This window comes from Pontibacter sp. FD36 (assembly GCF_015686655.1).
In the GTDB taxonomy this organism is placed as follows: Bacteria; Bacteroidota; Bacteroidia; order Cytophagales; family Hymenobacteraceae; genus Pontibacter.
The window spans coordinates 1-23,784 of record NZ_JADPMP010000003.1 but is presented as its reverse complement, the minus strand read 5'-3'; the positions used below and the strand labels follow the sequence as shown (position 1 = coordinate 23,784).

Annotated in this window: 22 protein-coding genes; 10 read left to right on the top strand and 12 right to left on the bottom strand. The window is 51.5% G+C overall.

Annotation, left to right across the window (positions count from 1 at the left end):
- Positions 1-53: 53 nt before the first annotated feature.
- The gene (gene surE, locus I0P70_RS04855; protein WP_196115060.1) at positions 54-827 is read right to left on the bottom strand and encodes a 5'/3'-nucleotidase SurE; all 774 of its coding nucleotides are present in this window, start codon (positions 825-827) and stop codon (positions 54-56) included.
- A gap of 120 nt (positions 828-947) precedes the next feature.
- Here surE and I0P70_RS04850 point away from each other — a divergent pair, with 120 nt between their 5' ends.
- The 4 genes from I0P70_RS04850 to I0P70_RS04835 all read left to right on the top strand — a co-directional run bounded on the left by I0P70_RS04850 (position 948) and on the right by I0P70_RS04835 (position 5,483).
- On the top strand, positions 948-1,580 hold the full coding sequence (locus I0P70_RS04850) for a mechanosensitive ion channel protein MscS (protein ID WP_196115059.1): 633 nt from the start codon (positions 948-950) through the stop codon (positions 1,578-1,580).
- A gap of 40 nt (positions 1,581-1,620) precedes the next feature.
- Positions 1,621-2,067: a DoxX family protein gene (locus I0P70_RS04845; RefSeq protein WP_007656753.1), complete on the top strand. Its 447-nt coding sequence runs from the start codon at positions 1,621-1,623 to the stop codon at positions 2,065-2,067.
- Between the two features lie 60 nt (positions 2,068-2,127).
- A complete protein-coding gene (locus I0P70_RS04840) occupies positions 2,128-3,879 on the top strand; it encodes a M14 family metallopeptidase (protein WP_196115058.1) in 1,752 nt (583 codons plus the stop codon).
- A 122-nt stretch (positions 3,880-4,001) separates the two neighbouring features.
- Positions 4,002-5,483 carry a PQQ-dependent sugar dehydrogenase gene (locus I0P70_RS04835; protein WP_196115057.1) on the top strand — a complete coding sequence of 494 codons (1,482 nt, stop codon included), beginning with the start codon at positions 4,002-4,004 and terminating at the stop codon, positions 5,481-5,483.
- 277 nt (positions 5,484-5,760) lie between these two features.
- On the opposite strand, the gene I0P70_RS04830 is transcribed toward I0P70_RS04835, so the two are convergent.
- From I0P70_RS04830 to I0P70_RS04820, 3 genes are all read right to left on the bottom strand, one after another.
- Positions 5,761-6,960 carry a dipeptidase gene (locus tag I0P70_RS04830; protein WP_196115056.1) on the bottom strand — a complete coding sequence of 400 codons (1,200 nt, stop codon included), beginning with the start codon at positions 6,958-6,960 and terminating at the stop codon, positions 5,761-5,763.
- 61 nt (positions 6,961-7,021) lie between these two features.
- Entirely contained in the window at positions 7,022-7,681 is a 660-nt protein-coding gene (locus I0P70_RS04825) for a CPBP family intramembrane glutamic endopeptidase (protein WP_196115055.1), read from the bottom strand.
- A gap of 3 nt (positions 7,682-7,684) precedes the next feature.
- A complete protein-coding gene (locus I0P70_RS04820) occupies positions 7,685-8,284 on the bottom strand; it encodes a DUF3267 domain-containing protein (protein WP_196115054.1) in 600 nt (199 codons plus the stop codon).
- An 83-nt stretch (positions 8,285-8,367) separates the two neighbouring features.
- On the opposite strand from I0P70_RS04820, the gene I0P70_RS04815 reads away from it, so the two are divergent.
- The 3 genes from I0P70_RS04815 to I0P70_RS04805 all read left to right on the top strand — a co-directional run bounded on the left by I0P70_RS04815 (position 8,368) and on the right by I0P70_RS04805 (position 10,999).
- Positions 8,368-9,123 (top strand): DUF2490 domain-containing protein, encoded by a 756-nt coding sequence (locus I0P70_RS04815; protein WP_196115053.1) that lies wholly within the window; start codon positions 8,368-8,370, stop codon positions 9,121-9,123.
- 207 nt (positions 9,124-9,330) lie between these two features.
- Positions 9,331-10,221: an ABC transporter ATP-binding protein gene (locus I0P70_RS04810; protein ID WP_196115052.1), complete on the top strand. Its 891-nt coding sequence runs from the start codon at positions 9,331-9,333 to the stop codon at positions 10,219-10,221.
- A 7-nt stretch (positions 10,222-10,228) separates the two neighbouring features.
- Entirely contained in the window at positions 10,229-10,999 is a 771-nt protein-coding gene (locus tag I0P70_RS04805; protein WP_196115051.1) for an ABC transporter permease, read from the top strand.
- A gap of 9 nt (positions 11,000-11,008) precedes the next feature.
- On the opposite strand, the gene I0P70_RS04800 is transcribed toward I0P70_RS04805, so the two are convergent.
- From I0P70_RS04800 to dnaG, 3 genes are all read right to left on the bottom strand, one after another.
- Positions 11,009-11,686: a hypothetical protein gene (locus I0P70_RS04800; RefSeq protein ID WP_196115050.1), complete on the bottom strand. Its 678-nt coding sequence runs from the start codon at positions 11,684-11,686 to the stop codon at positions 11,009-11,011.
- Positions 11,687-11,896: 210 nt separating this feature from the next.
- Positions 11,897-13,138 carry a bifunctional 3,4-dihydroxy-2-butanone-4-phosphate synthase/GTP cyclohydrolase II gene (locus tag I0P70_RS04795; RefSeq protein ID WP_007656772.1) on the bottom strand — a complete coding sequence of 414 codons (1,242 nt, stop codon included), beginning with the start codon at positions 13,136-13,138 and terminating at the stop codon, positions 11,897-11,899.
- 254 nt (positions 13,139-13,392) lie between these two features.
- Positions 13,393-15,321 (bottom strand): DNA primase, encoded by a 1,929-nt coding sequence (gene dnaG / locus I0P70_RS04790; RefSeq protein ID WP_196115049.1) that lies wholly within the window; start codon positions 15,319-15,321, stop codon positions 13,393-13,395.
- A gap of 298 nt (positions 15,322-15,619) precedes the next feature.
- Between dnaG and I0P70_RS04785 the strand changes: the two genes are divergently transcribed.
- From I0P70_RS04785 to fahA, 3 genes are all read left to right on the top strand, one after another.
- The gene (locus tag I0P70_RS04785) at positions 15,620-16,723 is read left to right on the top strand and encodes an Mrp/NBP35 family ATP-binding protein (protein ID WP_007656776.1); all 1,104 of its coding nucleotides are present in this window, start codon (positions 15,620-15,622) and stop codon (positions 16,721-16,723) included.
- 5 nt (positions 16,724-16,728) lie between these two features.
- Positions 16,729-16,995 carry a NifU family protein gene (locus tag I0P70_RS04780; RefSeq protein WP_007656779.1) on the top strand — a complete coding sequence of 89 codons (267 nt, stop codon included), beginning with the start codon at positions 16,729-16,731 and terminating at the stop codon, positions 16,993-16,995.
- Between the two features lie 136 nt (positions 16,996-17,131).
- Positions 17,132-18,403, top strand: a complete 1,272-nt coding sequence (gene fahA, locus I0P70_RS04775; protein ID WP_196115048.1) for a fumarylacetoacetase — start codon at positions 17,132-17,134, stop codon at positions 18,401-18,403.
- A gap of 184 nt (positions 18,404-18,587) precedes the next feature.
- Here fahA and I0P70_RS04770 read toward each other — a convergent pair whose 3' ends face one another.
- From I0P70_RS04770 to I0P70_RS04750, 5 genes are all read right to left on the bottom strand, one after another.
- A complete protein-coding gene (locus I0P70_RS04770; RefSeq protein ID WP_196115047.1) occupies positions 18,588-20,519 on the bottom strand; it encodes a nucleoside-diphosphate sugar epimerase/dehydratase in 1,932 nt (643 codons plus the stop codon).
- A gap of 352 nt (positions 20,520-20,871) precedes the next feature.
- Positions 20,872-22,005, bottom strand: a complete 1,134-nt coding sequence (locus tag I0P70_RS04765; RefSeq protein ID WP_196115046.1) for a DegT/DnrJ/EryC1/StrS aminotransferase family protein — start codon at positions 22,003-22,005, stop codon at positions 20,872-20,874.
- 2 nt (positions 22,006-22,007) lie between these two features.
- Positions 22,008-22,607 (bottom strand): acetyltransferase, encoded by a 600-nt coding sequence (locus tag I0P70_RS04760; protein WP_196115045.1) that lies wholly within the window; start codon positions 22,605-22,607, stop codon positions 22,008-22,010.
- Between the two features lie 157 nt (positions 22,608-22,764).
- Positions 22,765-23,388 (bottom strand): sugar transferase, encoded by a 624-nt coding sequence (locus tag I0P70_RS04755; RefSeq protein ID WP_196115044.1) that lies wholly within the window; start codon positions 23,386-23,388, stop codon positions 22,765-22,767.
- 6 nt (positions 23,389-23,394) lie between these two features.
- A partial coding sequence (locus tag I0P70_RS04750; protein WP_255530921.1) for a UDP-glucose/GDP-mannose dehydrogenase family protein occupies positions 23,395-23,784 on the bottom strand: 390 nt, incomplete at its 5' end.

Here is a 23,784-nt window from a genome sequence, read left to right as displayed (position 1 = left end):
ATGTTAGGTTGCCCCTGGCGCTGATCTTCACAGCCCAGGGGTTTTTCTATACCTTACATATCCCATTCATTGAGCGTGGCCATGGCATGGTAGGCCGTCATATCGAACTGGCAGGGCACTACGGATACGAAGTTGTTCAGCAGCGCCCACTCGTCGGTGTCCTCTCCTTTGTCGTGGTTCACGAAGCTGCCCGTCATCCAGAAGTAGCGGCGGTTGCGCGGGTCAAGGCGCTCGTCAAACTCCTCCTGCCACCTGGCATGAGCCTGCCGGCATACCTTCACACCTTTGATCGGCTCGCTGCTCTTCTTTGGCAAGTTCACGTTCAGGGCCGTATTCTCAGGTATACCATGCTCCAGCGCCTGCCGGATGATCAGCTCCACAAACTCTTCGGTATGCGAAAAGTCTGCCTCGTGCCCGTAATCGCAAAGCGAAAAACCGATAGCTGGCAGGCCTTCAATAGCCGCCTCAATAGCCGCTGACATGGTGCCGGAGTATAGCACGCTGATGCTGGAGTTGGAACCGTGGTTGATGCCGCTCACCACCAGATCAGGCCGGCGGTCTTTCAACACATGGTGCTTGGCCAGTTTTACGCAGTCGGCCGGCGTACCGGAGCACTCGTAGGCCTCTATACCCAGGTCTTCAAAAGCAATGGAGCGATCGAGGCGTAGCGTGTTGCCGATCGTGATCGCGTGCCCCATACCTGACTGCGGTCCGTCAGGTGCCACAACCAATACCTCTCCTATTTTCTTGGCCACTTTCACCAGCGTCCGTATACCTGGCGCTGTAATGCCGTCGTCGTTCGAAACCAGTATTAATGGTAAAGCCATTTTATTATTTTTAGTTGATGTATGACAAAATAAACGAATTACGTTTTCGTGCTAATATACGACAACCCCGGCAGTCACAACAGGGTTAAGATGAATATAATGATTTCCTAATCTCACCTCATGCTTAAGAATATACTTTACGCCATCCTGTTGGGGGTGGGCATGGCAGCTTGCCTGGCCGACCGTGACAACACCGATGATGCGGCCAATACTACCGATACGGCAATCGAAGGCGGGCCGATGACAGAAACCGTTGAATCAGGTACCCCCTCCCCCGCAACCCAGCCTGCCGACTTTGTCATTCGTAAGGGGCAGGCGGGCAACATCCGGATAGGTATGCCCATCGAGGAAATGCGCAACCAGGTGCCGGCAGGTCTGCAGATACGGGATACCACCCTGCAGCTCGAGGGTCAGCAGTCTACGGCTTATGTCTTCAGCGGTCCCGACAGTCCACGCGGGCTGCTGGTGGAGCAAACCTGCGAGCCCGATTGCCAGGTATGGCGCATCCAGGTACAGGGCGAACAGTACAAAACGGCCCAGGGTTTAGGAATTGGATCAAAATACAGTGAAGTAACACAGCACCATCCGATTTCCTACACCAGTTTGGGTGAGGCGGGCTTTGTGGCAGTAAGTGAATCCACGGGTATGTCTTTTTTATTGGATACCAGCCAGTTAGACCAGAATAACCTTCACAAACTGAAACCTGATCAGGTTCCTGCCAATACCCTTGTACGCGGTATTTTAATATATTAGATTTTTGTAATACTTCAGCGGATTACGTATTATTGCTCTCATGTCATTACTCCGCACCCGCTACAGCTATAAAAACACCGGCCTGCTGCTGCTCCGCATCGGCATCGGCATTATGTTCATCCTGCACGGCTGGCCTAAAATGGTCGGCGGGCCCGAGCGCTGGGCCAAAATAGGAGCGAACATGCAGTTGCTGGGTATAGACTTCATGCCGGAATTCTGGGGTTTTATGGCTGCGTTTGCGGAAACAGTGGGCGGTGCGCTGCTGGTGCTGGGCCTTTTCTTCCGCCCGACGACCATCCTGCTGGTTATCACCATGCTGGTGGCTACGCTGCGCCACATGAGCGCCGGCGACGGATTTGGCGGTTACTCGCACGCACTGGAAGCAGCTATCCTTTTCTTTGCCCTCTACTTCATTGGCCCGGGCAAGTATAGCCTGGACAAGCAACTCTTCCCGACAAACAAACACCGGAAGACTTTTCAGGTATAAGCAGGATTTTTGCCCTGAATTGGTTAACATTGCTCTGCAAGACCAATTGTTACACCACACATGCTAACCACCCTACTCTTAGCCGCGCTGCTGGCTACCGGAACACCTGACAAAACCGACCTCAAAACGCCTTACGAGAAAGGCAACAAAAACCAGACTGCCACTTACGACGAGGCCATTGACTGGTACCGCAAGCTCGACGCCGCCTACGATGAAGTAAAAATGGTGCCCTACGGCTATACCGACTCCGGTCGTTTGTTGCACCTGGTCATCATCTCCACCGACAAAGACTTCGACCCGAGCTCCATTAAGCAGAAAGACAAACGCGTACTGCTTATCCAGAATGGCATCCACCCGGGCGAGCCCGAAGGTATAGATGCGACCATGCTGCTGGCCCGCGACTACCTGCAGGATAAGAACAAACGCAAGCAGCTTGATAATGTAGTGCTGGCAATTATACCTGTGTATAACATTGGTGGCGCGCTCAACCGCAACAGCCATACCCGCACCAACCAGAACGGACCGGAGAGCTACGGCTTTAGAGGCAATGCCCGCAACCTCGACCTGAACCGCGACTACCTCAAGACCGATTCCAAAAACGCCCAGGCCTTCCACCTAATCTATCGCGACTGGGACCCGGATGTGTTCATGGATAACCATACCTCCAACGGCGCCGATTACCAGCACGTGATGACGCTGATCGCCACGCAGCACAACAAACTGAACCCGACACTGGCCGGTTACCTGCAGGGTAAGATGCTGCCTACGCTGTATGAAGGCATGAAAAAAGACAAATTCCCGATGGTGCCTTACATGAATACTATTGGTGAAACACCGGAGAAAGGCATCATTGGCTTTATGGAATCGCCGCGCTACGCCACTGGCTACACAGCTCTATACAATACCATCGGTTTTGTGCCGGAGACACACATGCTCAAGCCTTTTGATCAGCGAGTGCAGTCCACATACAAACTGATGGAGCACATGATCAGCACCGTGAGCCGTGACGCAAAAGAAATAGGCGAATTGAGAGCCAAAGCCAAGCAAGAGACGCTGACACAGAAGACCTTTGCACTGGACTGGAAACTGGACACTACCAAGGTGGAGCAGATCCCTTTCCTGGGCTATGCTGCCAAGTATAAGCCAAGCGAAGTAAGCGGACTTGAGCGTCTTTACTACGATCGTAAGGCCCCTTACTCTACTAACATCAATTACTACAATACCTTCACCCCTTCTGTGACTGTGGAAAAGCCGGTGGCCTACATCATTCCGCAGGCCTGGCGCGAAGTGATCGAGCGTTTGAAGCTAAACAAAGTGGAAATGCGCCAGCTCAAGCGAGACACCACCCTTACCCTTGACACCTACTACATCACCGATTATAAAACTTCTCCTCGTGCTTACGAGGGCCACTACCTGCACACTGGTACGCAGGTGGAGACACGCACCATGCCGCGCCAGTTTCTGAAAGGCGACTTCGTGGTATACCTGAACCAGGAGGCCAACCGCTTTCTGGTGGAGGCACTGGAGCCACAGGCCGTTGACTCTTACTTCAACTGGAACTTCTTTGACAGTATCCTGATGCAGAAAGAGTACTTCTCGAGCTATGTGTTTGAGGACCTGGCCGCTGATATCCTGAAGCAAAACCCAGACCTGCGCAAGCAACTGGAAGCCCGTAAAAAGCAGGATCCGGAGTTTGCCAAGAATGCCCGCGCCCAGCTGGACTTTGTGTACAGAAATTCTCCGCACTACGAGCCTACACACAACAGGTACCCGGTGGGCAGGTTGATGAAAGATGTGAAACTGCCGCTGTAAAGTAGAATCAATATAAAACGTGAAAGCCACCTGATGAAGGTGGCTTTTGCTTTTACACCCACTATATTTGTATACACAAGGTTGCGAACCATGCACACCCTGAAGATTGAAACACAACTACTATGTTAAAGACAAATCACCTACTCCCACTCCTGGGACTAGCCCTTATCACACTGGCTGGTTGCACCAGTTCTGGCAGCAGCGCCAGCACAAGCAATCCGGATACACAAACAGTCGCCCAAAATTCCGTTCAGGAAGTAGCATTGTCCGAGGCTCTGCTGGAGAAAGCCCGCACCAATTACGCCAGCTACTGCTCCGGCTGTCACGGCGAACAGATGGAGGCCTTCACTGACCGCAAATGGAAGCATGGTAGTTCTGCTGAAAATCTACTTGCCGCCATCAAGCACGGCTACCCCGAGGAAGGCATGCCTGCCTTTGAGCAGACATTCTCTGACCAGGAGATCACCGCGCTGGTCGCTTACATTCAGGAAGGTATACAGAACGTGAAACAGTACGACTTCAGCGAAGAAGCCACCGCTACTACCGTCTATACCTCCGAAGACCTCCGCTACCGCCTCGACACCGTGGCGACAGGTATGGAGATTCCGTGGGGGATGGCTTTCCTGCCAAACGGCGATATGCTGATCACGGACCGCAACGGAGCTTTCTACCGTTTGCCAAAAGGAAGTCGACAGCTGCAGCAAATTTCCGGTGCACCTGAGGTGTTGGCACAGGGACAAGGTGGTTTGCTGGATGTAGAGCTGCACCCTAATTTTGCCCAGAACACTCTGATCTACCTCTCCTACTCTGCTTTCAAGAAAGAAGGTGAACAGACTTTGTCTACTACGGCCGTAATGCGCGCCAAACTGGAGGGGAACAAGCTCACTAATCAGCAAGTGATCTTTGAAGCACATCCCTGGGCACGCACCCGCCACCACTACGGCTCCCGCCTGGAGTTCGGCCGTGACGGCATGCTGTATGTGTCGGTAGGCGACCGTGGCCAGCACCACGAAAATGCCCAGACCATTGAGCGTGCCCCAGGCAAGGTGCACCGCATCAAAGACGATGGCGCTATACCTGCCGACAACCCTTTCACAAACGAAAAAGGAGCCATCGCCTCTATCTGGACCATCGGTAACCGCAATATCCAAGGGATGACCATTCATCCGCGTACTGGCGCCATCTGGACAAACGAGCATGGCCCAAGAGGAGGCGACGAAGTGAACATTGCTGAACGAGGCAAGAACTACGGCTGGCCAGTGATTTCCTATGGCATCAACTACAACGGCACCGTGCTGACTGAACTGACCAAAAAAGAAGGAATGGAACAGCCGCTTTGGTACTGGGTGCCATCAATCGCCCCATCCGGTATGGCTTTCGTGACGGGCAACCGCTACAAAGGCTGGGAAAGTGACCTGCTGGTAGGGTCACTGCGTTTCCAGTTCCTGAGCAAGCTCAAAATGGATGGCGATAAGATTGTGAGCGAAGAGAAGCTACTCAAAAACATCGGCCGCGTGCGTGATGTGAAAATGGGACCGGATGGGTATATCTATGTCGCAGTGGAGAGCCCGGGGACGATTTACAGGGTAGTTCCTGTGGAGTAGTAGGATTTAGTATGCTGCGAGCGTCCTCGCTCGTGTCTACTATGGTGGGGCCTCTGGCCCAGGTATAGGTATAGGTATAGGTATAGGCACTACCCACACTTGCGTCCCGCGAGTGTGGGTTACCCTGTGGTGTCCCGCCACTAGTACCAAGGCTACAGATCAAAGCGGCCAGAGTCCACCCGATAGCTCACACTCGCGGGACGCGAGCGAGGGAGTAATTGCAAAAGGTCAGGCTCTGGATAAGGGCCTGACCTTTTGCAATTATACCCAAACCTGCTTATGAACTCACATTTGCACGCAGCACGCGCAGGAAGTTTTCGCCTAGTATCTTTTTGATATCCTCTTCGCTATACCCTCTGGCAAGCAATTCACGGGTAATCACTGGCATATCGGCTACACTGTCGAGCTGCTGCGGTGTGGAAGTGACACCATCAAAGTCAGAGCCGAGGCCTACGTAGTCTACGCCGACCAGCTTCACGATGTGGTCAAGGTGGTCGAGCAGGATAGACAGGGGTGGACGCAGTTCTGAGGCTTCTTCCGGATAGTTTTCCATCGCCCAGTCAAATACCTCAATAGAGTTCTTTCCTTCTTTGCGCAGCGAGTCTACTTCGGCCTTGTGTCTGGCCCGGAAACCATTCATGCGCTTGTCGTACTCCGGATCCAGGAAGCCGGAGAAGAAATTGAGGTGGATCACACCGCCGTTTTTGGCGATGGCTTCTATCTGGTCGTCTTTCAGGTTGCGGAAATGCGGGTTGAAGTGATGTACGCAGCTGTGCGAGATCAGTACTGGCTTGGTGGTCGTAGCCATGGCATCCCAGAAAGTACGCTCCCCTACGTGGCTCAGGTCGACCAGCATACCTAGTTCATTCATTTTGCGCACCACCTGCTTGCCAAATTTGGTAAGTCCGGGTTTGCGGTTCTTAGGCAGCTTGCCTCCCTCCTCGTCCATGGCAGAAGTGGCCCAGGGAGTGGAGTTGTTCCAGGTCAGGGTCATGTAGATGGTACCGCGCTTGTGCAGTGCTTCCAGGTACTTCAGGTTGCTTTCCATCATGTGGCCACCCTCGACCCCGATCATAGTCGCCATTTTGTTTTGTGCGACGGCCTGCTCTATATCGGCTGGTGTGCGGGCAATCATCATCTTGTCAGGGTTTCGGTTTACGATGGCGTAGAGGGAATCGATCTGAAGGTTGGCGAACTTGAAGCCTTTGCCTTTCCCATACGTACCATCACTCCAGACTGAAAATACCTGTACATCGACTCCTCCTTCCTTGAAGCGTGCCAGGTCTGAGTGTGTTTTGCCTCGAAGGTCATCTTCCAGTCGCAGCCCTTCCAGTACCGAGATCAACACATCGTTGTGCGTGTCTACCACAATAGCCTGCTCGTGCAATTGCTTGTAATCCTGAGCTGATACCTGCAGATTGCCGCAGAGCACGGTTGCCAGGGTGAGGCCTCCGCCTAATAGTTTCTTATAATTCATAGTCTGGTGCTTAAAGTCTCATAGAGCCATACCTTAAATATAGCCAAAAGGCGCGACTTTCCTAGCGTATCCAATTCTCCACGATCAGATTAGAGAAGGCAAAAAAGTTGGTCAGGATATGGGCCAGCGTAGGTATAAGGATGCGTTGTTGCCGGAAAGCGGTATAGCCCCAAATCAATCCCATAAAAAATGCGCCACCAACCAAAGGTAAGAACCCTCCCTGGTAGCTGATGCCATAGGCGGCATAAACCGAAATATGCCAGAGCCCAAAGAGCAGCGTAGGCAGCACGAAGGCGTACAGTTTGTTTTGTCCATACCTACTCGTATAGGCACCACGCCAGTAAAACTCCTCCACAAAACCGTTTGTGAGTGCAGCAAGTGCCAGCATCAGGTATAGCTCAGGGCTAAGAAAAGGATATGCGACCAAAAATGCTGCCGTAAATGCACCGATTACCGGCAAAAAGCAAAGCACCGCCCAAAGTATGTTTGTACTTGTGTGAGGAGGCCAGCTATAGCGTTTGACCACATCACCCTTCTTCAACACCAGCCCATGCACTATACACCAACTCCAGTACAGCACAAAACTAGCCAGGTAACCAGCTGTTTTGCCCAAAAGCTGCGGCAGGAAATAAAAGGCTGCAAAGGTTACGGGCAGTAGCAGAAAGCCTGGCAATAGCAGGCGCTTCTGGCTGACATCTTGCGGACGGATAGGTATTGACATCTATTAAGCAGATTTTCTTGAGCTAAGCACATAACAGCCGATCTTGTCGGGGTGGTCCTGCACGAGGTCGGAGCTATGCTGATGACGCAGCATCCAAAGAATGAGCAAGTCACCGGCAGCGGCCATGCTGAAGAACAGGCCAAACAGGAAGAGCAGGAAATGCCCCATGGCTATACCTGCCAAAGCTGGCAACAGCCCCATCACCAGCCCCGGCATCATCCCGCCTATGGCGTACTGCCTCAGCGGTAGTACTTCTTTGCAATGGCAGTAGGGTGTCAGCATTTTCCAGTACACGCCGTATTTGATTGACTTTAAACCGTTTTTGCAGAACACAGCCCAGGTGAGCCCATGCAGCAACTCGTGCACCACTGCTCCAACTATAAAAACCAGCAGCATGAGCATCGGGGAGATCATCAGCAGGTCCCGGTTTGTTTGCACAAGCTGCCGCAGGTTATGGGAAGAGAACTGTTCCGGCCAGATGAGCAGATAAGCCCCCACATAGATCACCAGAATCGGCACGATGAAAACCAGTGCCCGTACATTGGCCTCGGCAACCGTCATGCTCAGTTCTGTGGTCTTGTATTTTTCTTTATCTACTTGCATAAGCTAATAATCACTTATAAGTAGCAAAAAATAGGCGAATATTCAAGTTGAATTTCAGCCTTTTGGGGTCGAACTTTGTCAGCATGGATATCAAAGGTGTACTTTTCAGAATTTTACCGGCCCTGAGCCTGCTCCTATGGTTGAGCGCTCCGGCACAGGCGCAAAGCGAGCGTGTAAAAGATTTCAACAGCAACGGCTGGTACATGTACTTCGGCGACCACAAACTCAACGAGAAGTGGGGACTGCATACCGAGGTGCAATGGCGCCGCCACAATATACTCAAAGACCCGCAGCAACTGCTTATTCGCACCGGTATAAACTATGATCTGACGCCATCAGCCATGTTCACGCTCGGCTACGGCTACATCGAAACGCACCCTTACGGCGACTTTCCGGCGGCGGGTACTTTCCCGGAGCATCGCATTTACCAGCAGCTGCAGCTCAGGAACAGTGTGTCGCGTGTAGGCCTGATGCACCGCTACCGATTGGAGCAACGCTGGATCAAACCAGCCGGAGCCGAAACCACCACCTACCTCAACCGGGCACGCTACATGCTCAAGGCCACCCTGCCACTCATCGGTACCAGCATCGATGTGGGCGAGCCCTTCCTGGCAGCCTATGACGAGATTTTCATTGGTTTTGGTAACAACATCCAGCGAAACATTTTCGACCAGAACCGGGCTTATGCTGCCCTAGGATATAAGATCAGCAGTGCTGCGACGCTAGAACTGGGCTACCTTAACCAGATTGTGCAGAAGGCCAATGGCACTGTGTTCGAACACAACCATACCCTGCAGGTAAGCCTGTTTTACAACCTCGACTTCAGCAAGAACAATTAGCCGTCCTTATTTGTCATCCTGTAAGGATCTTGGTAGTAGATAGCAGAGGCCTGCCATCACTTAAACTAAAGCACTGAACAGCAAGACAAGAGGCATTAAATCTACTTTACTGTAAGAAAAGCGCGCCTGCTCAGGTATAGCAGGGGCGCTTTTCTTTTCTCAGCCGATATCAGAAAAACGCTATATTTGTCTAAACGACTCTCCGCTATGGCAACAGTCCTATACCTGAACGAACTCTCAAAGAAATACGGAAGCCTGCAGGCCGTGGATCGGCTGACCCTGCAAGTGGAGGCAGGCAGCATTTACGGTTTGCTTGGCCCGAACGGAAGCGGCAAAACTACTACGCTTGGTATGGTGCTGGACGTGATCCGGCCGAGCGGAGGCAGTTTTCAATGGTTTGGGGATTCCATAAGCAGCGAAACGAAGCGTAGGGTCGGCGCTCTGCTCGAAACGCCCAATTTCTACCCCTACCTCACAGCACGCGCCAACCTGGAAGTAGCAGCCGACACCAAGCAGGCAGACCACCGGCATATCAACAAGATGCTCGATATGGTAGGCCTTGGCACACGCAGCCACACCACCTTCAAAGGCTTCTCGCTGGGTATGAAACAGCGTCTGGCACTAGCCGCCGCCATGCTCAATGATCCGGAAGTGCTGGTGCTCGATGAGCCAACCAATGGCCTTGATCCACAAGGTATAGCCGAGGTACGTGACCTGATCACCCGGATTGCTGCACAAGGCAAAACAATTCTGCTGGCCAGTCATTTGCTTGACGAGGTAGAGAAGGTATGCACACACGTAGCCGTGCTGCAGGCAGGCAAACTCAAGGCCGATGGTCCGGTGGAGGACATACTCTCTACGCAGGATCAGCTGCTGATTAGCGCCGATGAGTTAGCCCCGGTACTGCAGCTATTGGAGCGTCTGCCTTACATCGTGAAATTTGCGCAGGAGAAGAATTACATCAGCCTCACACTCTCTGAAGGCTACACCAGTACTGACCTCAACCGCGATATGTTTGCACAGGGCATTGTGCTATCCCAACTCCTGGTGCGCCGCAAAAGCCTGGAGGCGCAATTTCTTGAAATCACCCAAAAATAAGCCCCGCATGAATCTGATCAGAACTGAGCTCAGGAAGATACTCCAATACCCTACTTTCTGGGCGATCATGGCCACTTATGTGCTACTGCAGGTGCTGCTGATTTACTTCAGCAGCAACATGATGGTAGGCGGGCAGTCGCTGGGCAAATCGCTTTATGATTTCCCTAACCTTTGGATGCGCTTCACTTACGTCGCCTACTTTTTCAACTTGCTCCTGGGTATATTGGTGATCGTGTTGATCACGGATGAGTACAGCTATCGCACGCTCAGACAACAGGTCATAGATGGGCGATCGCGCACAGAGGCCGTTCTGGCCAAATTTTACGTCACGCTGGGCCTGGCAGCATCGGCCGCTGTGTTTCTCCTGGTGATGGGCTTGTTTTTCGGATTAATTTACAGCTCCGACACCAGCATGGGAGCCATATTCGGCAAGATCGATCACCTCTCCTACTTTTTTGTGCAGGCTGTCGGTTACATGTGCCTGGCCATGTTCTTTGCCTTTCTGATCCGTAAGAGCGGGCTGGCCATCATCGCCTTTCTGGCCTGGTCTAAAATAGTGGAGCCCATCATACACTACCAGATCGATGACCAGATCGATCGTTTTATGCCCATGAAGGTGTTTGGGAGCCTTACTCCTACGCCGGGGCAGGAGATTATAGATGGCCTCACCAGCCCCATGATGGCACTTAGTCCGGCCTGGGCTGTGCTGCCCGCATTATTTTATATCGCAGTGCTTGTATTCGCATCCATTCTGCTGGTGCGGCTCCGCGATCTCTAAGCCTTTGCTCTAGAGAGAATTATAATAGTCGACGATGCTGAGTAAGTCTTTGGAATTATTGTAGTCAAGCTTATTAGCCTTTACATACTGCTTCACTTTTCCTGCTTGCGTACCGCAAAGCTTAAGCAGGTCTTTTTTGTGCTTGCGTAGCTGCACTATCTCCCCGTCCGGTAGCATCACATACATAATTTCCTGCAGTTCGTCTCCGGCCGTGGCAAAGTGCGGAAAATAATGTGTTTGCAGCGATGCTGTTGCCTGTTGCTGATGCTGTTCACCTTTCGCAGCTGTCACGCCCACGTATCTTTTCATGAGCATGAGTTCCCCCTGATTTATCTGCTCGAAGAATACCGGTACCCTAAAATCACTCTGAAAGCTCCCTCTGTTCCAGGGCAGTGAGCGAAAGATCTGTGGCTTGCCATCGTAAACACCGCTGATCATAAAATGGCTGACATTAACGGCAGAAAGAGAATTGATAGTGCCGTCTTCTGATGCTATTTGCACAACATCTTTTGCCGGATGATAAATTACTGCCCCCTGCAAACTGTCTCCGCTGGTTAGTACAACTTTTCCATACAGCCATCGCTCTGTGTCAAATCCTTCCCGCATCTGTGCCCAAGCCCATCCACTTTCGCAGGCAAATGCCACTAATAATGTAAAAAACAAATATTTGGTACTCAGTCTTTTCATTAGCAAAACGTTAAAATTGTGAACAACCTATTATAAAACTACCTACCTAACCTATTGTTTCACAAAAGATTACATACAATTCATAACGTAAGAAAACAGAAGCGGGATAGACCTTTCACCAAATAATTGTTTATCTACGCTCCTGCGCCTGGTACAAAAAAAAGCCCGTACCTGGCGGTACGGGCTCTCTGTTCAGTAATTCAAGGCTGTTTAGCGCACAACCGTATTTTTTAGGATCTCGTGCCCCAATTTGTCGCGCTTGGTGGTCAGGTAGCTCTGGTTATGCGGGTTCGGTGCGATTTCTATCGGCACATTTTCCACTACCTCCAGTCCATAACCAATCAGGCCAACACGTTTTTTCGGGTTGTTGGTGATCAGGCGCATCTTCGTTACACCAAGGTCACGCAGAATCTGGGCTCCTACGCCATAGTCACGGTCGTCCATACCGAAACCAAGCTCCAGGTTAGCCTCAACCGTATCACGGCCTTGTTCCTGCAGTTTGTAGGCCTTCAGTTTATTGATGAGGCCGATGCCACGTCCTTCCTGGTTCATGTATACGATCACACCTTTGCCCTCACGCTCCACCATACGCATGGCTTCGTGCAGCTGCGGACCGCAGTCGCAACGGCATGATCCGAAGATATCACCTGTTACACAAGAGGAGTGCACACGAACCAACACCGGTTCGTCATCTTTCCAGTCTCCTTTCACCAGGGCCAGGTGCTTGGCACCGTTGCTGCGCTGTGTAAAGGCATACAGATCAAAATTTCCAAAGTCAGTTGGCAGTTCCACCGCGATCTCACGGTCGATCAGGCTTTCCTTCTTCAGGCGGTACTCTACCAGGTCCTTAATCGATATCAGTTTCAGGTTGAAACGCTCCGCGACTTTTACCAGATCCGGCAGGCGGGCCATCGTACCGTCTTCGTTCATGATCTCGATCAGCACACCAGCCGGTGCAAGTCCAGCCAGGCGGGCCAGATCAACGGCAGCCTCTGTGTGGCCTGGACGACGCAATACGCCTTCTTTCTTAGCCTTGAGCGGGAAAATATGTCCAGGCTTACCAAGCGAGTTCGGATCTGTATTAGGATCAACCAGCGCCTGAATGGTCTTGGCACGGTCAGAGGCGGATATACCGGTGGTGCAGCCATGGCCGATCAGGTCAACGGATACCGTGAACGGTGTGGCATGCAGGGCCGTGTTGCGGCCTACCATCAGCTCGAGACCCAGCTCATCGCAGCGCTCCTCAGTAAGAGGGGCACAGATCAGACCACGGCCGTGCGTCGCCATGAAGTTGATGATCTCCGGTGTAACCATTTCTGCGGCGCAGATAAAGTCACCTTCGTTTTCGCGGTCATCGTCATCCACCACAATAATAATCTTACCCTGGCGGATGTCTTCGATCGCTTCTTCTATTGAATCGAGCTTGATTGGCTCTAATGAATTAGTTTCCATGTGTTACTCCATATACCTGCTATACCTATGGTTATCAGCAAGGTGATTGTCTATACTATGAAATGCGCTGCAAAGGTAAAAAGTTTATACCGCATTGCCTTCTTATTTCACAACACAATCTGGGAGAGAAGTATTCAATGGAAGATCACGTGAACATTGCACGGACTAAAATACACTAGATCATAACCAGTCTGGTTATTCTGGCAATGATACCCTTGAAGAGATAGTCCTCTCACAGATAATAAACACTAGTGCTACTTATTGACCACAATCCCCAGCAGATCCCCGATCTGCTTTTCGAAGGATTTGAGCTGGAAGATGATTTGTAGTACACGGTCCTGTTCGGTGGGGTCGGTGACAAGGCGGAGCTTCTCCATTTCGGTTTTCATAAGCAGCTGCACGTTACGCCACTTCAGGCGTAGCACAGCCCGCTCGGCGCCATAGGGCAGCAGGTCCGACTCGTGGGGAACGTAAATCTGATGCGTTTCCCAGTTGTGGGAAAGCTCGTAGGGGTCCGACAGCAGGTTGGTTGCTTCGGTTCGTATTTCCTGGTCCGGGTAGTTGATGAAGTCCTCTGCAGAAGGTATAACACTTTGTTGTAACTTCTCTTTTACCACCTCGATCAGGCGGGCGTAGAGCGGCGTCCGGAATTCCACATCCTCCAACTGCTCCAGCATATACTGGCAGGTATTCTGTCCATCCACCAGCACCTTATCCGGGTAATTGAGCAGCATACGCACAATCTCCCGTTCGTAGCGTTTCAGACCATCAGCTTCCGTGGCTGGCTTTTCAGCCTCCATTTGCTCGGCTTCATAGGCCTCCGCTTCTGCTAAATCCTCCGGACTACCCGAGCGCTGCTGCTTTTGCTGGCGCTCCTGCAGGTGCATCTTGTTGTACTCCGATATCAGCAGCTGCTCATCAATGTCAAAGATCAGGCTGCAGCTCTGAAAGAAAACAGTCCGTTTGATCGGATCCGGAATTTTGGAGATAGAGGTCACGATCTCCCGTATGGCCTCCGCTTTCTTTACCGGGTTGCCCTTCGACTCCTCAGCGTACAAACTAGTCTTGAACGAGATAAAGTCTTGCGCATGCTCTGCCACATAGGCTTTGAACTTCTCGTCGCCCACTTTGTGTATATAGGAATCCGGGTCCTCCCCTGCCGGGAAAGTGACCACGTTCACGTTCAGACCATTCTCCAGAATCAGGTCAATCCCGCGCAGGGAGGCCTTTATACCTGCCGCATCACCGTCGTAGAGCACTGTGATGTTCTGGGTATAGCGGGCGATAAGCTTGATCTGTCCCTCGGTAAGTGATGTACCCGAAGAGGCTACTACGTTCTCAATCCCGCCCTGGTGCAGCGAAAGCACGTCGAGGTAGCCCTCCACCATGTAACACATGTCCTGCATGCGAATCGCTTGCCTGGCCTGGTACATGCCGTAGAGCACATTGCTCTTGTGGTAGATCTCCGACTCAGGAGAGTTGAGGTACTTCGGGCTTTTCTTATCGTTGCTTTTGAGGGTACGGGCACCGAAGCCGATGACACGTCCTGATATATTATGGATCGGGAACATGACACGTCCCCGGAAGCGGTCGTACTTTTTCCCGTCTTCCTTTGCAATAGTCAGTCCCGTCGCCTCCAGATACTTCTGCTTATACCCTGCCTTCAGGGCAGCATCTGTCAGGTCAGACCAGGCATCAAGGCTATACCCTAGCTCGAACTTCCGAATAGTGTTACCGCTCAACCCACGCTCCTTCAGGTAAGACTGCCCAATGGCGCCTTCATCGTGGCTTTGCAGCAACTGCTGGTAGTGTTTGCTGGCAAAATCGGAGACGATGTACAGGCTGTCCCGCTCACTCTGTTCTTTGGCGTATTCGGGGTTCGGCTGGTCTTCCGGCACCTCGATGCCATACTTCTTAGCCAAATACTTGAGCGCCTCCGGAAAGCTGGTGCCTTCCACATCCATGATAAACTGCACTGAGTTGCCCGCCTTGCCGCAACCAAAGCACTTGTAAATGCCTTTAGCAGGGGAAACGGAGAAAGAAGGTGACTTCTCGTGGTGGAAAGGGCAGCAGGCCCACAGGTTCTGTCCCTTCTTCTTGAGCGACACAAAGTCCCCCACCACTTCCGCTATATCAGCCTGGGCAAGGATCTGGTCAACTACTTCTTTTGGGATCAGGGACATGGGTATACTGGTTGAGGGGCTACAAATATAAGGTTTAAATTCTCTGAATAAGGGTTGAAGGATTAAAGAATTTTCAGAATGGATCATGCCAGAGGGGAGCGCAAATCCCAGGTTGTACCATATATACCGCAAGTTGCGCTAATGCTAAACTTGCGGTATAAGCGTTTGTTTTCCACGAAAATCCTGTAAATCCATAAATCCTGAAAATCCTGATTCAGACATAATCCCCTGCCCTCAAATCATGTTTAAAGTTTTTTTGTTTGTATCTTTGTAAGGCTTTACAAAAGCTGTTAATACTATGGCAATTACAAAAGAAGATATACTAAAAGCCCTCAGCTATGTCGAGGAACCGGATCTTGGCAAAGACCTGGTGACACTCAACATGATCGAGGATGTGCAGGTGGATGGAAAGAACGTGAGCTTTACCGTGATCCTGACTACTCCAGCCTGCCCACTTAAAGACCTCATTCGCAATGCCTGCATCCGCGCCATCCATACAATGGTAGACAAAGAGGCAGAAGTGACCGTGAACATGACTTCCCGTGTTACTTCCGGCCGTGCGGGCAGTAGCGAAGTACTCACCGGCGTAAAAAACATCATCGCCATTGCCTCCGGTAAAGGCGGCGTGGGCAAGTCGACTGTTACGAGTAACCTGGCCATTGCCCTGGCGCAGTCGGGTGCTAAGGTTGGCCTGATTGATGCCGATATTTTCGGACCTTCTATACCTACTATGTTTGGTGTGGAAGACCAGCGCCCGAGCATGGTGCAGGGAGATCATGGCAAAAACTACATCATTCCGGTTGAGAAATATGGTGTAAAGCTGATGTCAATCGGTTTCCTGACGCCGCCTGATCACGCAGTGATCTGGAGAGGCCCTATGGCAAGCTCTGCCCTGAAGCAATTTATCAGCGATGTAGAATGGGGCGAGCTGGATTATCTGTTGCTCGACCTTCCTCCGGGGACCTCTGATATTCACCTCACCATGGTGCAGGTGCTGCCGGTTACAGGCGCTGTGATCGTGACGACGCCTCAGAAAGTGGCGATTGCCGATGCGCAGAAAGGTCTGCAGATGTTCCGTCAGCCTCAGATCAATGTGCCGGTACTAGGTGTAGTCGAAAACATGGCTTACTTTACGCCTGCTGAACTTCCAGAGAACAAGTATTACATCTTCGGACAGGAAGGCGGTCAGAACCTGGCCAAGAAGTTTGATGTGCCGGTTTTGGGCCAGGTGCCACTGGTGCAAGGTATACGCGAATGCGGCGACGAGGGAACTCCGGTGGCCCTGCAGAACGATTCTCCGGCTTCCGGTGTTTTCAGAGAGTTGGCCCAGGCTGTTGCCCAGCAGGTGTCTGTTCGCAATGCGACTTTGGCCAAAACACAACCAGTAGAAATTAAAAGCTAAGACAGATGGCAACCATTAATGTTGACAACGATTTTTTACTTCGCATCGAGAGTGCCCTCGACCAGATCAGGCCCTACCTGGAAGCTGACGGCGGCAACGTCAAGGTGCTCGAAGTAACCGATGATATGACCCTGAAGCTGGAGCTGCTGGGCGCCTGTGGTACCTGCCCGATGTCTACCATGACGCTTAAGGCCGGCGTGGAACAGTCGGTGCTCAAAGCTATCCCGGAAATTAAAGCCGTAGAGGCTGTCAATGTGACGCCACTGCCTTAGGCTTTGTAGATAAAAGATTTCCTAATAAAGAAGAGAAATTGTAAGCAGGTGCTGAGAAATCAGTACCTGCTTTTTTTGTTTCCCCATACCCTTCAAAATCCCTATATTTGTCTAACAACCCAGATTTTCTTGCACTATGATAAAAGCGAATGACCCTGCATTGCATTCCTGGATCGAAATATCTCCTGAGAGCGACTTCCCGATACAGAACCTTCCATTCGGTATATTCGAGTCAGCTACCAAAGACCCGCGTGTAGGCGTAGCCATCGGCGACTACGTGCTCGACCTTTGCGCTGTTGCCCAGCACAACCTGTTCGAGCTCCTTGATGTTGACCCTACTGTTTTCCATCGCCCATACCTAAATGACTTTATCGCACTGGGTAAGCCCACCTGGCGTGCCGTGCGCAACCGTGTGTCGGAGCTATTGCGCAACGACAACGACGAGATCAGCGGTAACAGCAGGCTGATGCAGGAATGCCTGATCAAGCAAGCAGAAGTTCGTATGCTGATGCCCGTCAAAGTAGGTAACTACACCGACTTTTACTCCAGCATTGAGCACGCTACCAATGTGGGGACTATGTTCCGCGACCCTAAAAATGCCCTATTACCCAACTGGAAGCACATCCCGATTGGTTACCATGGTCGGGCCTCTTCCATCATTGTATCAGGTACTGACATTCGCCGCCCGAACGGGCAAACCAAAGCCCCTGATGCCGCTGCCCCTACCTTTGGCCCTTCCCGCCTGCTCGACTTCGAGCTGGAGGTGGCCTTTATCACAGGCCGCGAGACAAAGCTAGGCGAAATGATCAGCCCAGATGAAGCAGATGATTACATTTTTGGTCTGGTACTCTTCAACGACTGGTCAGCCCGCGACATGCAAACTTGGGAGTATGTACCGCTAGGCCCATTCCTGGCCAAGAGCTTTGCATCTTCCATCTCCCCCTGGGTCGTGACACTGGATGCGTTGGAGCCCTTCCGCGTGAAAGGCCCTGTGCAGGACCCGAAACCACTACCCTACCTGGAGTTCCACGGCGACCACAACTATGACATTAACCTGGAAGTGCTCTTGCAACCGGAAGACGGAGCTGAGAACAGCATCTGCCGCTCCAACTTCAGGTATATGTACTGGAACATGAACCAGCAGCTGGCCCACCAGAGCAGCAACGGCTGCAACATACAGGTAGGCGACATGTATGCCTCCGGCACCATCAGCGGCCCGGACAAAACCTCCTACGGCTCCATGCTCGAGCTCACCTGGCGCGGCACCCAACCTATACAGCTTTCAGACGGCACCGAGCGTAAGTTTATCAACGATTATGATACCGTGATCATGCGCGGCTTTGCGGAGCGGAATGGCATAAGAGTTGGTTTTGGGGAAGTGAAAAGTAAGGTGCTGCCGGCGTTGTAAGCGCTGTTTTCCTTTTGCCGATGGATCCCTTCCCAGAATTCAATATCGCTTCATGCATTTTTGATTAAAAGTCCCGCTTTGAAGGGGGACTTTTCTCAACACTTAAAAAACGTTAAATGGTAAAACAGCAGAAGGCCCGGGCTAGCCCGGGCCTTCTGCTGTTTTTATCTAACACTGGGAGGTCTTACTGCACCATCGAATCCAGTTCTTCGAACCTGGAGTTTTTGCTCTTGAACTCGGGAACGATCTTTTTCATTTGCTTGACTGTATCCAGCTCGTCGCCCTCCTTGTTAAGGTTAAGGAGCTCGTTGATGCTGGCGAGGACCTTGTTATAGGTATACTCGCGCACTTTCGATACTTTGATCTTTTCGTGGTGGGTCGGAATGGTGTGCTCTTCCTGATTTAACAGCTCTTCGTAGAGTTTCTCACCCGGACGAAGTCCTGAGAATACAATCTCAATGTCGTTTGCTGTCAGACCAGCCAGCTTGATCATCTTGCGGGCCAGGTCCACGATCTTCACGGGCTGCCCCATGTCGAAGATAAAGATCTCACCCCCTCTGCCCATCGTACCAGCTTCAAGCACCAGCTGCACCGCCTCTGGTATCGTCATGAAATAGCGGGTGATGTCCGGATGTGTAACAGTGATCGGGCCGCCTTTTTCGATCTGGGAGCGGAAGCGGGGAATCACTGAGCCATTCGAGCCCAGCACGTTGCCAAAACGAGTTGTGATAAAGCGGGTTTGCTGCAGGGCTGTACCCTGTACATTGTCCTGAAGCCGAGGCTGTGCACTGATGTTGTTGAGTGACTGAATGTAAATCTCTGCGATACGCTTCGAAGCACCCATCACATTGGTTGGGTTAACAGCTTTGTCAGTAGAGACCATCACAAACTTCTCTACATCAAAGGTCATGGAGAGGTCTGCCAGGTTTTTGGTACCCAGCACGTTTGTCAGGATAGCTTCGGATGGGTTACTCTCCATCATCGGCACATGCTTGTAAGCGGCAGCATGGTATACCACTTGGGGAGTATACTCCTTAAACAAGGCATACATGCGGTTAAAGTTCTGAATGTCCGCAATGCAGAGCCTTAGGTTCGCATCCGGGAATTCTTCCTCCATCTCCAGCTGCAGGTCATGCAGGGGCGACTCGGCCTGGTCGCAGATGATCACCATTTCTGGTTTGTAAGAAAGCACCTGGCGCACAATTTCTGAACCAATAGAACCGGCACCGCCTGTGATCAGGATACGCTTACCGGCCAGGTCAGCTGATATTTTGTCATTCTCGATCACAATCGGTGGACGCTGCAGCAGGTCCTCGATGCGCAGGTCCTGTATCTGGTTCATGCGCAACTGGCCCGACATCCACTGCTCGGTTGGAGGCACGGTTACTACTTTTATACCGAGCTCAACGCAAGTTTCGATGGCGTTCTTACGGGCGTCTGATTTCAGGTCCTCGCTCAGGATTACCAATTTATCAATATGCAGTTTGCTCTGCAGTTTTTCGATATCGTTGATGTGGTATACCCGCTTCTGCTGGATGTGCTTGTCGATCTTATTGGGGTTGTCATCTACAAAACCGGCAATTGTCAGGCGACCGGCATTGCTTACCTCGAGCGCCTGCTTCACCAGAATGGCAAAGCTGTCAGCTCCGTAGATCAGCACTGTTTCCTTATTGCCGCTGTCACCACGCTTAATGTAGTAAAACAACGCCTTGGCACCCAGGCGCATCATAATCAGCACCGAAGAACTTATAAAAAAGTTGACCAGGAGCACTACATAGATGTTCACAGAGTCGATGTGATAGGCAGGCGCAACCCACAGACCTACGATGGCGCCATAAACCAGACTGGCCATCAGCACAGCGGTAAAGATGCGGTAAATATCGTCAGTGCTGGAGTAGCGGATCAGACCGGTATGAATGCGCATGGCGTAAAACACCATCACAGAGATCATCAGGTAAATACCGCTGTAAACAAAGAAGTGACCGCGCAGGATCGTTTCAAAATCAAACTGGCGGATAATAAAGAAAGACAAAGCGAAAGACCAGGTGGAGATAATTTGATCGATGATCAGAATGATCCATTTCGGTAAAGCTTTGTTCTGTAAAAATGTTTTCATACGGTAGTCTCAGGGTAGAGAAGAGCTTAGATTACGGCATTAAGCTGGCGTTCGTTTTGATTTAAATTAATACCTGTTTTGTCCAATCAAAAGTTCCAGCTTACGTTAAGATTCACTCAATAGTTCTCACATTAACTAATTCATAATGCCACTTCACCTGCATACTTATATCCTTTACATTTTAAAAGACATAGATGCCGTCCAAAATTACACAAAAAATCTGAAAAGTTCAGCTTTTAACTTACTGTTAATCAAGTAGCACAGCTAATAGCCTATACGTAAAAATCCACCTGCGCTTTTCGAATAACATCGCTGCGCAGGTGGATTTTATTTTATTTGCTCTGTCGCGCGCCTATCGCGCAAAGCAATCCTTAATGGCTTGAAGTACACGTTCCCTCTCTTCGTCTGACATGTTGGATCCGGAAGGCAGGCAGAGTCCTTTGTCGAACAGGCGCTCGCTGGTGCCGTCGCCGTAATAAGGAGAATCAGCGAACACAGGCTGCAGGTGCATCGGCTTCCAGAGCGGACGTGTTTCAATATTCTCACGTTCCAGCGCCAGTCGGATATCTTCCCGACTCACTCCTTGGGTATTATCCACCAGCACCGTGCTGAGCCAGCGGTTAGAATAAAAATCTTCATTCGGCTCTTCTGCAAATTGAATAGCAGGTATAGTAGCCAGTTCTTCACGATAGAAGGTATAGTTAGCACGGCGCTGCTGCACACGATCCGAAAGCACATCCATTTGGCCGCGCCCGATGGCAGCGCAGATATTACTCATGCGGTAGTTATACCCGATGTGCGAGTGCTGGTAATGCGGAGCTGCGTCACGTGCCTGCGTAGCCAGGAAACGGGCCTGCTTGATATAAGCTTCGTTATTTGACACCAGCGCACCGCCACCAGACGTAGTAATGATCTTGTTGCCGTTGAAGGACAGAATGCTCATCGCCCCGAAGGTACCCAGTTTACGGCCTTTATAGGTTGAGCCCAGCGCCTCCGCTGCATCCTCCACCACAGGTATAGCAAAACGATCGGCAATGGCCATGATGCGGTCCATCTCTGCTGGCATACCGTAAAGGTGAACCACAATGATGGCCTTCGGCATTTTGCCTTTGCTGATGCGGTCTTCGATCGCGGTTTCCAGTAGCTCAGGTGACATGTTCCAGGTAAGGGCCTCGCTGTCTACAAACACTGGCGTAGCACCCTGGTAAGCGATCGGGTTGGCAGAAGCCGAGAAGGTCATGCTCTGGCAGATCACCTCGTCACCGGCCTGCACCCCCAGCATGATCAGCGCCAGGTGCAAGGCTGCTGTGCCCGAGCTCAGAGCTGCCACATGCACGCCTTCACCCAGAAACTCCGCCAAATCACGCTCAAAGCCGTCTACATGCGGACCAAGTGGCGCGATCCAGTTGGTGTCAAAAGCCTCATTTACATTTTTGAACTCGTTTGTCCCCATGTGCGGGGAAGAGAGCCAGATTTTTGTATTCATAGTTATTGCTGATGTTCTTTTATGATTCGGGCCGGGTTACCAACTGCTGTTACGCCATCAGGCAGATCGCGTATGACTACGGCACCTGCCCCTATTCTGCACCACTTGCCTATTTTCAGATTCGGGATTACCACGGCCCCGGCTCCTATATGTGTGCCTTCTCCTACCTGCACGTTCCCGCTGAGCACTGCGCATGGCGAGATGTGGGCATAATCCCCGATCTGGCAGTCATGGTCGATGCTAGCTCCTGTATTGATAATGGCATGCTTGCCAATTATAGCATCAGCCTGTATAATGGCACCCTGCATCACCACGGTGCCTTCGGCGATAGTGGCAGAGGGCGAGATGATCGCTGTTGAGTGGATGGCTTTGCCGAAAACGACTTCCAGCTTTTCAGCCACGCGGCGACGGATAGCATTGTCTCCAATGCTGATAATCACCGGCTGCTCCAGTTCCTCTTCTATTTCAGCCCCCAGTACAGGTATACCGCCTACTTCTTTTATAGCGGGGTTCTTATCAAAAGCTCCAAGCACAGGAATGCCACTATCCCGCAGGATGTCAATGATCACTTTCGCATGTCCGCTCGCGCCGTACAGGTACATAGTTATTTTGACTTAGTGCAGATGCAAAGGTAAGAATTCTCAATTTGTCATTCCGAACGCTAGTGAGAAATCTGGAAACCTGCTTGTCTGAATCAGGATTTACAGGATTTAATGATTTAAAGGATTCCCGTGCCCCTTCGAAAGGGGCACGGGTGGGTTAATCTTTTACGTAGTTACTCCCCCTAAACCGTTCCATCGTCGCTACCCCCTCAGCACTGATTCCTTCAGACTTAAACACTTTCCCGATGGTTTTAAAGATGATCTTCACATCCAGCCAAAAGGAAATGTTATCCACGTACCACACGTCATAGCGAAACTTCTCTTCCCAACTGATGGCGTTGCGGCCATTTACCTGGGCCCAACCAGTGATGCCGGGGCGCACTTCGTGGCGGCGGCGTTGGGTTTCGTTGTAGAGGGGCAGGTATTCTACCAGCAAAGGGCGCGGACCGATCAGCGACATGTCACCCTTGATCACGTTGAGCAGCTGCGGTATTTCATCCAGGGAGGTCTTGCGCACAAAAGCACCGATCGGCGTTAGACGCTCGGCATCGGAAAGCAGCTCGCCTTTTTCGTTTCGCCGGTCGTTCATAGTCTTATACTTGATGACGCGAAAGATATACCCATTTTTGCCTGGCCGCGGCTGCAGGAAAAAAGGTCTGCCGTCATTGGCAATCGCCAGCAGCAGCGTGACCACCATGAATACGGGCAGCAGCACGATGAAAGCCGCCAGGCTAAGCACAAAATCAATTGGGCGCTTGAAGAAACGGCTATATATCTTCATGTTGCGTTATACCGTCTCCTTCGTTTGTTGTGTCACCTGGACCTGCTTAATGCCGATGCCGAAGTAGGTGAAGCCCTTCTCCTCCATCTCCTTGCAGTCGTAGATGTTTCTTCCGTCGAAGACCACCTTCTCCTTCATCAGTTTGCTCACCACGGCGAAGTTGGGCGAGCGGAACTCAGGCCACTCGGTCACCAGCAGCAGCGCGTCGGCGTCGATCAGCGTCTCGTACTCGTCCTTGCCGTACTCGATGGAGTCACCCAGCGTGTGGCGGGCCTCCTTCATGGCCACCGGGTCGTAGGCTTTCACCCTGGCACCGCGCTCGAGCAGCTTCTCGATGATGACCAGCGAGGGCGCCTCGCGCATGTCGTCGGTCTTGGGCTTGAAGGAGAGGCCCCA